Origin of the sequence: Gilliamella sp. B14384G12 (assembly GCF_016101825.1) — a bacterium.
Classification (GTDB): domain Bacteria; phylum Pseudomonadota; class Gammaproteobacteria; order Enterobacterales; family Orbaceae; genus Gilliamella; species Gilliamella apicola_N.
Genome location: NZ_JACFPU010000001.1, coordinates 521,364 through 534,843, shown reverse-complemented (window position 1 = coordinate 534,843; position 13,480 = coordinate 521,364). Strand labels below are relative to the sequence as shown.

Sequence of the window (13,480 nt, the reverse complement as noted above, 5' to 3'; positions counted from 1 at the left end):
TAACATTACCCCCTTTTAAGTTTGAGAAAAAATGCGTAATATAGCCGCCCTTAATTTGCTAAAAATTGGTGAAATTAAATTAAAAAATAATTTAATTGCTGCACCAATGGCTGGAATCAGCGATAAACCATTTCGTAAATTATGTTATCGATATGGTGCAGGAATGACAGTCTCAGAAATGTTTTTAGCAAATTCAGATGTTTGGCATACTGATAAATCTGCATTGAGAATGATCTCAAATGATGATGTTGGTATTCGGGCTGTGCAAATTGTTGGGTCTGATCCTGATGAGATGGCAAAAGCTGCGGAATTTAATGTCAAACATGGCGCTCAATTGATTGATATCAATATGGGTTGTCCAGCTAAAAAAGTTAATAAAAAGTTAGCTGGCTCTGCATTAATGCAGTATCCAGAACTAATAAAAAAAATTTTGCAAAGAGTTGTCGGTGCAGTTGATGTACCGGTAACATTGAAAACGCGGACTGGATGGAATAAAGATAATAGAAATTGCATAGAGATAGCACAAATAGCTCAAGATTGTGGCATAAAGGCTATTACTATTCATGGACGTACCCGTGCTTGCTTATTCAATGGTGTAGCGGAATATGAGTCAATAAAGGCAGTAAAGGAAAAGGTTACGATTCCGGTTATTGCTAATGGTGATATTCGTACACCTGAACAAGCAAAAGAAGTTTTTCAATATACGCAAGCTGATGCTATAATGATCGGCCGAGCGGCACAGGGTCGGCCTTGGATATTTGAAGAAATTGCATTCTATCTATCACATGGACAGTTAAAAAAAAGTAAAAGTATTGATGAAGTAGAGCAAGTGGTTTTATCGCACCTTGATGAACTTTATCGGCTTTACGGAGAATATAAAGGATTGAGGATTGCCAGAAAGCATGTAAATTGGTATACCAAGGATTATGCTGATAGCGATCAATTCAGGCGCTTATTTAGTGTACTTAGCAATACAAGTGAGCAAGTTAAAACACTAATAGCATTTTTTAGTCAAATTAGAAACAACCAAAAGAGTTAAGAATACTATGTCAGAACAACGCGTTACAGCTGCAGCACTTAAATTTACAACTGTAAATTCGCAGGACCAAATAACACAAAAGCCATTGCGAGATTCAGTTAAACAAGCTTTAAAAAACTATTTATCTCAATTAAATGGTGAAGATCCGACTGATCTATATGAATTAGTGTTAGCTGAAGTTGAACACCCATTCCTTGATATGGTTATGCAATATACACGCGGTAATCAAACTCGCGCAGCAAACATGCTTGGTATCAACCGTGGTACGCTTCGCAAAAAATTAAAACAATATGGAATGAGTTAATTATTCTATTTGATAAATTTACGACATTTTGAAAGCGCCTATTTATTAGGCGTTTTTTATAACAATAAAATAATTAAAAGTGAGTCACAACGTTTTTTGTTTTACTAAGCGGATAAGCGTTTTATCAATATTGGCGTTAATGACCGTTTATGTAATGGCTCTTTAGGATTATGAAATCGATTTATTAACATCTCAACGGCTAATTGACCCAGTTCTTTTTTGGGTTGATGAATAGTAGTTAAAGGTGGTGTCATATATTGTGCGATTTCAATATTATCATAACCAACAATTGCAATATCTTTTCCTGCTTCAAGTCCATTTTGGTAAAGTGCTTGATAAACACCTATAGCCATAGCATCATTAGAACAAAATACAGCTTGTGGAGGTTTAGCCAAACTTAATAAATATTGCATCGCAACAATACCTGATGCAAATCGAAAATCACCTTGCACTTCATAACCATTATGAATGATTAAATTAGCTTCATGCATTGCTTTACGATAGCCTTGCAGGCGCGATTGTGCTTGAGTATTATTTAAAGGGCCTGTAATACAAGCAATATCCTTGTAATTTTTCTCAATTAAATATTGAGTCGCTATAGTTGCACCATAAAAAGAATTATCCTGAATAATATCACACATACCCATTAATGGTGTCCAATCCATCATGACGATGGGCAGTTTGGGATAACGTGTAAAGATCTGTTGTGGGCTTGAATGGCTTTCAGTGCACATGATTAATAAGCCATCAACACGTTTTTGTAATAAATGCTCAATGTTATCAAGCATCCGTTTATGATCACCCTCTGTACTACATAAAATCAAGTTATAACCCAACTCATAACAACTTCGTTCAACGCCTTGAACCACTTCTGAAAAAAAAGGATTATTACTCGTTGTAACTAACATACCTATAGTATAGGTTTTATTACTCTTTAAACTACGGGCTATTGCACAAGGTGTATAATTTAGCTGTTTAATCGCTAATTCAACTTTTTCGCGTACAGCAGGGCTAACATAACGATCGTTATTAATCACATGAGAAACAGTAGATGTAGAAACTTGCGCAAGATTTGCAACATCTTTCATCGTAGCCAATGGTTAGATCTCTTTTTACTGATTATATAATTGAATAAAATTGTCAACCTCTATACGCGTTGGTACTGATGTTTGTGCTCCAGCTTTAGTTACTGACAGAGCCCCTGCAGCATGTGCATATTTGATAGCTTGGCTAAGCGATTTACCTTCTAATAATGCTGTGACTAACATGCCATTAAAAGTATCTCCAGCTCCAATAGTATCAATGGCTTTTACTTTAAAACCATCGATAAGTTCCCCTTTGCCTGAATCACTTACCCACGCACCTTTACTACCTAACGTAATTATGACAATTTTTATTCCTTTATTATGCAAAATAGCCGATGCAGTTTGGGCATCTTGTTCAGTGACAATTTTTATACCGGTTAAATGTTCAGCTTCGGTTTCATTTGGGGTAATAATATCAATATGATTAAGCAAATCATCGGATAACTTCTGCGCAGGTGCAGGATTTAAAATCACTTGAGTATTATGTCGTTTGGCTAATTTAGCTGCTTGTTCTATGGTTGCTAAAGGTGTTTCAAGCTGCATTAAAATCGCATCTGCCTGTATAATATCATTTTCAAATTCACGTAAATAATCAGGTGTAACTGCAGCATTGGCACCTGCATAAATGGCAATTTGATTCTCGCCTTGAGCATTAACTAAAATGAGTGCAACACCTGTATTTTCGTTTTTGATTGTTGCAACTGAACGGGTATCAATACGATCATTTTTTAATTGCTGATCTATTTTTTTCCCTAATTCATCATCACCAACTGCAGCAATGAATTGTATATTGGCACCTAAACGACCTGCAGCTACAGCTTGGTTGGCACCTTTACCTCCAAATGAAATTTGGTAATCTCTGCCTGCTAATGTTTCACCTGGTTTTGGAAATTCATTAACATTTAAAATATGATCGACATTAACACTACCCAGTACAATTAGTTTTTTACCACTCATGTAATTCGCTCCAAATTTTACCGCGATAGGACGCAATAATGCGTCCTTAACTCTTTATTTAGTAATTAATTTTAATTCTACAGGAACTTTTTGTTCAACTTTCTCACCTTTTATCACTTTATCAGCGATCTCAATACCCATTGAACCTATTTTTTCTGGTTGTTGTGCAACTGTTGCTGCCATTTTACCTCGTTCTACGGATTTAACTCCATCTTGTGTGCCATCAAATCCAACCACTAAAATATCATTACGCCCAGCAATTTGAATTGCACGTACCGCACCTAATGCCATTTCATCATTTTCGGCAAATACAGCTTGTAAGGTTGGGTAAGCAGTAAGTAAATTTTGCATGACATTCATACCTTTGGCACGATCAAAGTCAGCAGGTTGCGCAGTTAAAATAATTAATTTATTCACTTGTGCGGATTGAACAAATCCCTCACCACGTTCACGTGATGCGGATGTACCAACAATGCCTTGTAGTTGAATTATTTTTGCATCAGCACCTAGTTTTTCAAAAATAAAATCTCCTGCCATTTTACCTCCAGCAACATTATCGGATGCAATATGGCTAATAACCTCACCTTTTCCGGCTGCTCTATCAAGAGTGATTACTGGGATTCCTGCTTTATTGGCAGCCAAAACGGCATTGCCGACCGCATCTGAATCAGTTGGATTAATTAAAATGACTTTAGCGCCTTTTACGATAGTATCTTCAACATTCGCTAACTCTTTTGCTGGATTATTTTGCGAATCGAGTACCACTAAGTCATAACCTAATTCATTAGCCTTTTGTACCGCTCCTTCTTTTAGTGTTACAAAAAAAGGATTATTCAGTGTTGAAACAACTAAGGCAAGATTGTCTTTCGCTGAAGCTTGAAAACTAACGGTTAGACTTAAAGTTACAATTGTAACTGCAGTAATAATTTTTTTAAATTTCATAACCCTCTCCCAAAATAAGAAACTATTTATTGGTTTTTTTATCAACTAACACAGCTAATAAAATCACCACACCTTTTACGATCATTTGATAATAAGCATCCACACCTAACATATTGAGACCATTATTTAAAAAACCTAATATTAATGCACCAATTAATGTACCTATAATTTTACCTTTACCACCAGACATGCTCGTGCCACCAAGAACAACTGCAGCAATCGCATCCATTTCATAACCAGTACCAGCAGTAGGCTGTGCCGATGATAGTCTTGCAACTTCAATGGTACTAGCTAATGCGCAAAGTAACCCACTAAGTGCATAAACCGTAATTTTGACTCGATCAACATTAATCCCTGAGAGTTTTGTGGCAGCTTCATTACCACCTAAAGCATAAATATAACGACCTAAACGGGTATATTTTAATAAGTACCATGCAACAATAAATACCATCGCCATAATGATAATTGGCACAGGAATCGCAAAAACCCGACCAAAAGCAAACCACTCGAAAAGTTCTGAATTATCATTCATACCCGTCGATATTGGGCTACCTTTTGTATAAACCTGTGTTACTCCACGTAAAATGAGCATCATAACCAGCGTAGCAATAAATGCTTGTATTTTACCTTTTGCAATGATCAGACCTGAAAAAGCACCTAATAACGATCCTAATGCTAAGGATAAGGCTATCGCAATAAAGGGGGAGATATCTGAACCAACTAAAGAAGCCGTGATAGCACCAGCTAAAGCAAAGGTAGAACCTACTGTAAGATCAATACCGGAGGTTAAAATTACTAAAGTCATACCTACCGCAATGATCGCGTTAATGGATGTTTGCTGTAAAATATTGAAAAAGTTATTTAAAGTAAAAAAGTTATCACTTAAGCATGAAACAATTGCAATTAAAATAAGTAATGTTACTAATGATTTTTGCTCAATTAAAAAATTCTTGAACGTTTTATTTTGCAACATCGACTCTCTCCTGTAATTTTCCAACGGCAGCAGCCATAAGTTTTTCCTGTGTCACGTCACCAATTGAAAATTCGCCAGTCACAGTTCCGTCATAAATAACTAAAATTCTATCGCTCATACCTAATATCTCAGGCATATCAGATGAAACTAAGATAACGCTCAAACCCTGCTGTTTAAATTGATTAATCAGATGGTATATCTCTTTTTTAGCACCTACATCGACTCCTCGCGTTGGTTCATCTAAAATTAAGATACTTGGTCGAGTCATTAATCCTTTAGCAATAGCGACTTTTTGTTGATTACCACCTGATAAGAGCCCAATAATTTGGTTAATTGAGGGTGTTTTGATGTTAAATAAGCTAACAAAATCCTCAACGGCTTGTTGCTCATTTTTAAGTTGTAATTTACCAAAGTGATTAGCAAAATAATTTAAGGCATTGAGTGACATATTGTCCTTAACGGACATACCTAAAATCAGTCCATCTCTTTTCCTGTCTTCAGAAATATAGACAATGCCGTATTTTAAACCATCTAACGGCGAATTCACTTTTATTGTTTTTCCTTTAAGTATAATAGAGCCAGACTTCGCTGGATTGGCACCATAAATCATTTTCATTAATTCAGTTCGCCCTGCCCCCATTAAGCCTGAAATCCCAAGTATTTCGCCTTCGTGAAGTTTGAAGCTGATATTGTTCACTCCTGCACCAGTTAAATTTTTAACTTGCAGTGTTACCTCTCCATGTTCTTTATTGATACGAGGATATTGTTCTTCAAGTTTTCGTCCAACCATCATTTCAATAAGGGAATTTTCATCAAGTTGCTCAACTTTCTTTTCGCCAATAAATTGTCCATCTCGCAAAACAGTAACGTCATCACAGATTTCAAAAATTTCTTTTAATCGATGAGAAATATAAACAATTCCACAATTTTGCTGTTTTAGTTTGTGAATAACTTCAAATAATGATGCCGTTTCTGTTTCGGTAAGCGCATCGGTAGGTTCATCCATTATGATAACTTTGGAATTGAAGCTAAGTACTTTAGCGATTTCAACCATCTGCTGTTCACCTATCGATAACTCACTAATAAGCTTACGACTATCATAAGTTAAATGTAGTTCAGATAATAATTTGTCAGCTTGGTCATATGTTTTTTTCCAATCTATACAGCCAAATTTATTAGTAAACTCTCGACCTAAAAATATATTTTCGGCAATAGTAAGTTGTGGTATTAAATTTAACTCTTGATGAATGATGCCAATACCTGCTTCTTGTGATGATTTTGGTCCTTTAAAATTTACTTTATTACCTAAGTAAATAATTTCACCCTCATCTTTTGAGTAAATTCCAGTTAACACTTTCATTAGGGTAGATTTTCCGGCGCCATTTTCACCAATCAATGCCATTACTTGACCAGCTCGAACATTTAAATTTGCGCCTGTTAAGGCTTTTACACCGGGAAAAGATTTATGAATATTAATAAGCTGTAATAAATTATTGTGCATAAATTCCTCATCGCTTAATTAAAACAAACCTTTTTGAAACAACATTTAAAAAATGACACCTGATTGCAAAATAATATTTGCAAATGGTGTGCACTCACCCGTTCTGATAACGGCTTTGCAATGATGCGTTTGTTTTTTTAGCATTTCGTGAGGAAAATAAATAATTTCTATTTTATTGTTCTGAATTTGTTCAATCTGGCTGATTCTTTCTATAATTTCTGCCAAAATTTGAGGATTTTTTTCTTGGATTTCTGTAGCAAGTATTACTTTTTCTATTTGCATCTCTTGTGAAATTAATTCGAAAACTTGCATAAATGATGGGATACCATAAGTAAGTGCCAAATCAATTCGTAAGGTCGTATTAGGTATAGGTAAGCCCGCATCCCCGATTGCAATTTGATCAGTGTGCCCCATTTTAGATAGTACTTGGTAAATATCAGAATTAAATAGTTGGCCTTTGCGCATAACAAATCCCTTTTAAAGATAGTTAACAAGAAATATCGAAACGTTTCGATACATAATCTTGTAACGAATAAGAGTTTCTTGCAATGTTTAAAATTCAAACTTGTGATCTCGATCAATATTCATACACGGCATGAAATTCATTTAATGAATCAAACCTGCAATAATTTAAGTTAATGGTTTGATTTTTCTGTTAAATAAAATCATTCTAAATGATGTGTTCAATGAAACAATGCGTTGTAACATTTTCAAAATTTTGACTTAACTATTGGTATAACTTATACACATATTGATAATGAATTTTTAGTTAAAGTTTGCTAAAATACACCGATTTTAAATTATTTATCTGGAGAATTTTATGGCAGGTCATAGTAAATGGGCCAATACCAAACACCGCAAAGCAGCACAAGATGCAAAACGCGGTAAAATCTTTACCAAAATTATTCGCGAACTTGTAACTGCAGCTAAACTTGGTGGTGGCGATCCAGCGTCTAATCCTCGTCTACGTGCTGCTATGGACAAAGCATTATCGAACAACATGACTCGAGATACCATGAATAGAGCTATTGCTCGTGGTGTGGGCGGTGAAGATGATACAAATATGGAAACAATCATCTATGAAGGTTATGGACCAGCAGGTACTGCGGTAATGGTTGAATGCTTAAGTGATAACCGTAACCGTACTGTTTCTGAAGTTCGTCATGCTTTTACAAAAACTGGCGGTAATTTAGGTACTGATGGTTCAGTCTCATATTTATTCACGAAAAAAGGCGTTATTTCATACCCAGCAGGTACTGATGAAGATCAAGTAATGGACGCGGCGCTTGAAGCTGGAGCTGATGATGTCGTAACCTATGACGATGGTGCAATTGATGTGTTTACGACACCTGAATCATTTGGTGAAGTTAAAGATGCTCTTGATGCAGCAGGTTTAGTATCAGAAGCAGCAGAAGTATCTATGATCCCAGCAACTAAAGTTGATCTTGATATTGAATCTGCACCTAAATTACTTCGTCTTATTGATATGCTTGAAGATTGTGATGATGTTCAAGAAGTTTATCATAATGGTGAAGTTTCTGACGAGGTTGCAGCAACGCTCTAATGGCCATTATTCTTGGCATCGATCCAGGCTCTCGTTTGACAGGTTACGGAGTAATTCGTCAAACGGGACGACAACTTACTTACCTTGGCAGCGGATGTATTCGTACTGCAGTTGATGATCTTCCTACCCGTTTAAAACGCATATATGCAGGTGTGAGTGAAATTATTTTACAATTCCAACCTGATATGTTTGCTATTGAACAAGTATTTATGGCACGAAATGCCGATTCTGCATTAAAATTAGGTCAAGCAAGAGGTTCAGCAATTGTGGCAGCGGTAAACAATGACCTACCTGTTTTTGAATATGCGGCGCGTTTAGTCAAACAAAGTGTAGTTGGGACTGGTGCTGCCGACAAAAAACAAGTGCAGCATATGGTTAAATTATTACTTAAGTTACCTGCAAGTCCTCAAGCCGATGCTGCAGACGCATTAGCTATAGCCATTACCCATGCTCATATGAGTCAACTATTAATCAAATCGCATAAATAAATCAGTTCTTATATCCTTTCAACGCAAATCACTTTTGGCATAGCAAATAAATAACCATTCTCAAGCTTAATCATTCCTTAAAGGATATTAAACTGAATCATTAATTAAATAATCAATGATAACTTGCATAAAAAAAGCACCAATACTATTGGTGCTTTTAACTTATCTTATATTAATAATTCGTTAACTTTGATTAACTATTTTTGGTATTACTATCATAGTTAGATGGTAAAACGACTTTGTTCTTATGTTTAGTAAACAGTTTGGTTACAAACAAGAAGAATAATGGAACATAGAATATCGCTAAAAATGTTGCCGTTATCATTCCACCGATTACCCCTGTACCTACTGCATTTTGGCTAGCAGATCCAGCACCAGTATTTAGTGCTAATGGTAATACACCTAAAATAAACGCAAATGATGTCATTAGAATTGGACGTAAACGTAAACGACAAGCCTCTAACGTTGCATCAATCAATGACTTACCTTCTCTTTCGAGTGCATCTTTAGCAAATTCCACTATCAAAATAGCATTCTTAGCAGATAATCCCATCGTAGTTAATAGACCTACGATAAAATAAATATCATTATCAAGGCCCCTAAACATGGTCGCATATACGGTACCAATAATACCTAATGGGATAACAAATAGGATTGAAATCGGTACTGTCCAGCTTTCATATAAAGCAGCTAATGATAAGAATACAACAATAAGTGAAATAATATAGAGTGTTGTAGTTTGAGAACCTGTTTGACGTTCTTGATATGAAATATCAGTCCAGTCAAACGAGAAACCTTTCGGTAACTGGTTAGATAATTCTTCCATTACTGCCATAGCTTGACCAGAACTCAAGCCAGGCGCTGCCGCACCACTAATTCCCATTGCAGCTACACCATCGTACCGAACAAGCGATGGAGAACCATAACTTTTTGTTGTGGTTGCAAAAGCATCATAAGGTACCATTTCACCTTTTTGGTTTTTTACATGCCAAAAACTGAAATCATCAGGTAGCATTCGATAAGCCGCATCAGATTGTAAATAAACCTTTTTAACGCGGTTATTGTAAACAAAATCATCAATATAAGCAGAACCTAATGCAGTTGAAAGTACTGTATTAACACTACTCACAGCCACGCCAAGAGCTTGAGCAGTTTCAAAATCCACATTAATTTTATATTGTGGAACATCTAACATACTACCTGGGCGAACTTGCTGTAATTGAGGCTCACGTGCAGCTAGGCTCAATAGTTGGAAAAATGCGCCCATCAAAGCATCATGACCAAGACCAGCCGAATCTTTTAACATATAAGAGAAACCATTGGCCATACCTAGTGATGGTACTGCTGGAACATTGGTGATAATGACACGGCCATCAGTAATCGTTGAAGCAAATCCCCAACCACTGCCAACTAAGGCATCAACTGTTTGATCTGGGCGTTTTCGCTCATCCCAATCTTTTAATCGAATAAAGCCAAGCCCCATGTTCTGTCCACGCCCAACCAGACTAAAACCAGCAACGGTGAAAATTTCTCTCACTGAATCGGCTTTTTGCGTCATATAGAAGTCAGAAGTTTTATTAAGCACGCCCATTGTTTGTTCTAATGTAGACCCTGGTGGTAATTCAACCAGAACAATCAATACTCCTTGATCTTCATTTGGTAAGAAACCAGTTGGTAAACGGTTAAATCCAAATACTAAACCTACAACAATTAAGACATAGCAAATAAATGAAATAACTGGATAACGAATAAATTTAATTACACCTTTCTCATAAACATGCAAACTTTTATTATATATATTATTAAATTTATCAAAAAACCATTTAGTTCCAGCTGAACACCAACTAAATGGCGCTATGGTTACGAGTTTTTCACCAAAAGTTGTTTTCTTAACTTTAGATTTCGATGGTGCTTTTAAAATTTGCGCGCAAAGTGCAGGCGTTAATACAATTGCCATCACAACTGATAGAGACATAGAAGTTACAATTGTAATAGAGAATTGGCGATAAATTCCCCCTGCTGCACCACCATAAAATGCCATTGGTACAAATACAGCTGAAAGTACTACGGCTATGCCAACTAATGCAGAAGTAATTTGTTCCATTGATTTAACGGTTGCATCATAAGGGGATAGACCTTCATCATGCATAATACGTTCAACGTTTTCGATAACTACGATGGCATCATCGACCAGAAGACCGATGGCAAGAACCATAGCAAACATGGATAACGTATTGATAGTAAATCCACAAATATATAAAACTGCAAAAGTACCTAACAATACGACAGGTACAGTAATAGTTGGAATAAGTGTAGAACGAAGATTTTGTAAGAATACGTACATTACGATAACAACCAAAATAATTGCTTCGATTAATGTATGAATTACGTTATTAATAGATAATCTAACAAAAGGAGTTGTATCATAAGGATACGCAAATTTAATGTCTTCCGGAAAAATTTGAGACAATTCCTGGATCTTTTCATCAACTTGTGCTGAAGTATCTAATTGATTAGCGCCTGTCGCCAAATAAATACCTAATCCAGCGGAAGGTTTACCATCATAACGAGAAAGAAAGTTATAGTCAGCAGCACCAATCTCAACCTTTGCCACATCTTTTAATAAAACATTTGACCCATCAGTATTAACACGGACTAAAATATTTTGAAATTGCTCAGGTGTTTTTAAACGTGATTGAGCAGTAATTGTCGCATTAAGTTCTTGCCCTTCCGTTGCTGGTAAAGCACCAAGTTGTCCAGCAGTAACCTGCGCATTTTGCGCTTGAATAGCAGCGGTAATTTCTTCAATAGATAAATTAAAATAGTTCAGTTTGTTTGGATCTAACCAAACACGCATTGCATATTCAGAACCAAATAACTGAGTATCCCCTACCCCTTGCACACGGCGAATAGGATCTTGTACTGTAGAATAAATAAAGTCAGCAATATCTGCTTGAGTTTTTTGAGGGTCAGTGGAGTAGAAACCAATAACTTTTAAGAAGTTAGTATTATTTTTAGCAACTGACACGCCATTTTTTTGAACGCTTTCTGGTAAACGTGATTTAATACTTTCTACTTTATTTAAAACTTGTACCTGTGCAAAATCAGGACTTGTTCCAGGAGCAAAAGTCAAAGTAGTTTGAACCACACCTTGAGCACTACTGGTTGATTTCATATAAATTAAATTATCCAAACCAGTTAAGTTTTGTTCAATTAATTGCGTAACAGTGTTTTCAATAGTTTGCGCATCAGCACCTGGATAAACTGCAGAAACAGTAACAGCAGGTGGGGCAATATCAGGATACTGTTCAACAGCTAGTAGCTTAATACATAAAGCACCGCCCAGCATCATCATGATAGCAATTACCCATGCAAAAACAGGTCTATCAATAAAAAACTTAGCCATAATTAAATCTACCCCTGTTTTATTTTATATTGTTATTGATGATGTTATCTAACTGTTCTTGAGAAAGAGTAGTAGGCTCACCAACAACTTCTGCTTGCATAGTCACACCTGATTCAACGGCAGTCAAATTAAGTAGACCTGTGGTGATAACTTGTTCACCAATATCGATACCGCTAGTCACTACCCAATAACCACTGATTCCTGTATAAACTTTAATATCTTGACGATATTCAACCGTATTATCTGGTTTTAAAATTTTAGCGGTATATTGACCTTTTTGGTTACTTGTAACACCTTGTTGAGGTACTAACACTGCATTTTTTATAGTTCCTAATGTCAATTGAGGTTTAACAAACATACCTGGTAAAATTTTGCTTTCACTGTTAGCAAATTGAGATCGTAGTGTTACGGTTCCGGTTGTTTCATTAACAGTCATATCTGAAAATTTAACATTACCTGGAAGTGCATATTTTGAACCATCATTAAAATAGAGTTCCACATTATTCCCTTTGGCTGGCTCATAAATAATGTTTTCATCTTGTAGATATTTATTATAACGTGTCGCTGCTTCTGTCATATCAACATAAATAGGATCAAGTTGTTGCACTAATGCAAGTGGTGTTGGTTGTCCAGCTGACACTAAAGCCCCTTCAGTCACACTTGATTTACCAATGTAGCCATCAATTGGTGAGTATACTTTAGTATAATCTAAATTAACTTTAGCAGCATGTTCTGCCGCTTGAGCAACCAATACGCTTGCATCAGCTTGTTTAGCATCCGCAGCCGCTTTATCATATTCTTGTTGGCTTATAGATTTTGTATTTAATAGGCCCGCATAACGTTTTAAAGTAAGTTGTGCAATATTAGCATTAGCTTTTGCACTTGCTACACTAGCAACAGCACTATCATAATTAGCTTGATAAATGGCAGGATCGATTTGATAGAGTGATTGCCCTGCTTTAACATCTGAACTTTCTTCAAATTCTCGATTCAAAACAATTCCACTAACTTGTGGTCTTATTTCTGCTATTTGTGATGCAACAACTCGCCCTGGTAGATTTATTTTCAGTGTGTAATTTAAAGGCTCCACTTTAAACACGGTTACCTTAGGCAATTGGCCATTACCATTTTGTGACTGATTATTATCACAACTTGTTAATAACAATAGACTAGTTAATGCCATTGGCAGAGTAAGTAACAGCTTATTAAATCTCATATAAG

The 13,480-nt window shown here is 35.9% G+C and carries 12 protein-coding genes; 4 read left to right on the top strand and 8 right to left on the bottom strand.

Going from position 1 to position 13,480, the window contains the following annotated elements:
- The first annotated feature begins 31 nt into the window (after positions 1 to 31).
- Positions 32 to 1,039 carry a tRNA dihydrouridine synthase DusB gene (gene dusB / locus H3S73_RS02370; protein ID WP_198228518.1) on the top strand — a complete coding sequence of 336 codons (1,008 nt, stop codon included), beginning with the start codon at positions 32 to 34 and terminating at the stop codon, positions 1,037 to 1,039.
- A gap of 7 nt (positions 1,040 to 1,046) precedes the next feature.
- The gene (gene fis / locus H3S73_RS02365; protein ID WP_034883623.1) at positions 1,047 to 1,343 is read left to right on the top strand and encodes a DNA-binding transcriptional regulator Fis; all 297 of its coding nucleotides are present in this window, start codon (positions 1,047 to 1,049) and stop codon (positions 1,341 to 1,343) included.
- A gap of 104 nt (positions 1,344 to 1,447) precedes the next feature.
- Here fis and rbsR read toward each other — a convergent pair whose 3' ends face one another.
- The 6 genes from rbsR to rbsD are packed head-to-tail and all read right to left on the bottom strand — an operon-like array spanning position 1,448 to position 7,266.
- Entirely contained in the window at positions 1,448 to 2,431 is a 984-nt protein-coding gene (gene rbsR / locus H3S73_RS02360) for a ribose operon transcriptional repressor RbsR (RefSeq protein ID WP_232352913.1), read from the bottom strand.
- Positions 2,432 to 2,455: 24 nt separating this feature from the next.
- Positions 2,456 to 3,385 (bottom strand): ribokinase, encoded by a 930-nt coding sequence (gene rbsK, locus H3S73_RS02355; protein ID WP_198235800.1) that lies wholly within the window; start codon positions 3,383 to 3,385, stop codon positions 2,456 to 2,458.
- 54 nt (positions 3,386 to 3,439) lie between these two features.
- A complete protein-coding gene (gene rbsB / locus H3S73_RS02350) occupies positions 3,440 to 4,327 on the bottom strand; it encodes a ribose ABC transporter substrate-binding protein RbsB (protein ID WP_198235799.1) in 888 nt (295 codons plus the stop codon).
- A gap of 22 nt (positions 4,328 to 4,349) precedes the next feature.
- A complete protein-coding gene (gene rbsC, locus H3S73_RS02345; protein WP_198235798.1) occupies positions 4,350 to 5,300 on the bottom strand; it encodes a ribose ABC transporter permease in 951 nt (316 codons plus the stop codon).
- Positions 5,287 to 6,801, bottom strand: a complete 1,515-nt coding sequence (gene rbsA / locus H3S73_RS02340) for a ribose ABC transporter ATP-binding protein RbsA (RefSeq protein ID WP_198235797.1) — start codon at positions 6,799 to 6,801, stop codon at positions 5,287 to 5,289. Before rbsA ends, rbsC begins: the two co-directional genes overlap by 14 nt.
- A 45-nt stretch (positions 6,802 to 6,846) precedes the next feature.
- Positions 6,847 to 7,266, bottom strand: a complete 420-nt coding sequence (gene rbsD / locus H3S73_RS02335; RefSeq protein WP_198235796.1) for a D-ribose pyranase — start codon at positions 7,264 to 7,266, stop codon at positions 6,847 to 6,849.
- Between the two features lie 355 nt (positions 7,267 to 7,621).
- Here rbsD and H3S73_RS02330 point away from each other — a divergent pair, with 355 nt between their 5' ends.
- Both H3S73_RS02330 and ruvC read left to right on the top strand, forming a co-directional pair.
- On the top strand, positions 7,622 to 8,365 hold the full coding sequence (locus H3S73_RS02330) for a YebC/PmpR family DNA-binding transcriptional regulator (RefSeq protein ID WP_025316003.1): 744 nt from the start codon (positions 7,622 to 7,624) through the stop codon (positions 8,363 to 8,365).
- Positions 8,365 to 8,853, top strand: a complete 489-nt coding sequence (ruvC, locus tag H3S73_RS02325) for a crossover junction endodeoxyribonuclease RuvC (protein WP_065738819.1) — start codon at positions 8,365 to 8,367, stop codon at positions 8,851 to 8,853. The genes H3S73_RS02330 and ruvC overlap by 1 nt, the downstream gene beginning before the upstream one ends.
- Before the next feature lie 193 nt (positions 8,854 to 9,046).
- On the opposite strand, the gene H3S73_RS02320 is transcribed toward ruvC, so the two are convergent.
- Together H3S73_RS02320 and H3S73_RS02315 are read right to left on the bottom strand one after the other, a co-directional pair.
- Positions 9,047 to 12,259, bottom strand: a complete 3,213-nt coding sequence (locus tag H3S73_RS02320) for an efflux RND transporter permease subunit (protein WP_198228527.1) — start codon at positions 12,257 to 12,259, stop codon at positions 9,047 to 9,049.
- A 19-nt stretch (positions 12,260 to 12,278) separates the two neighbouring features.
- Complete coding sequence (locus tag H3S73_RS02315; RefSeq protein ID WP_198228529.1) at positions 12,279 to 13,475, bottom strand: efflux RND transporter periplasmic adaptor subunit; 1,197 nt, start codon at positions 13,473 to 13,475, stop codon at positions 12,279 to 12,281.
- Positions 13,476 to 13,480 lie beyond the last annotated feature (5 nt).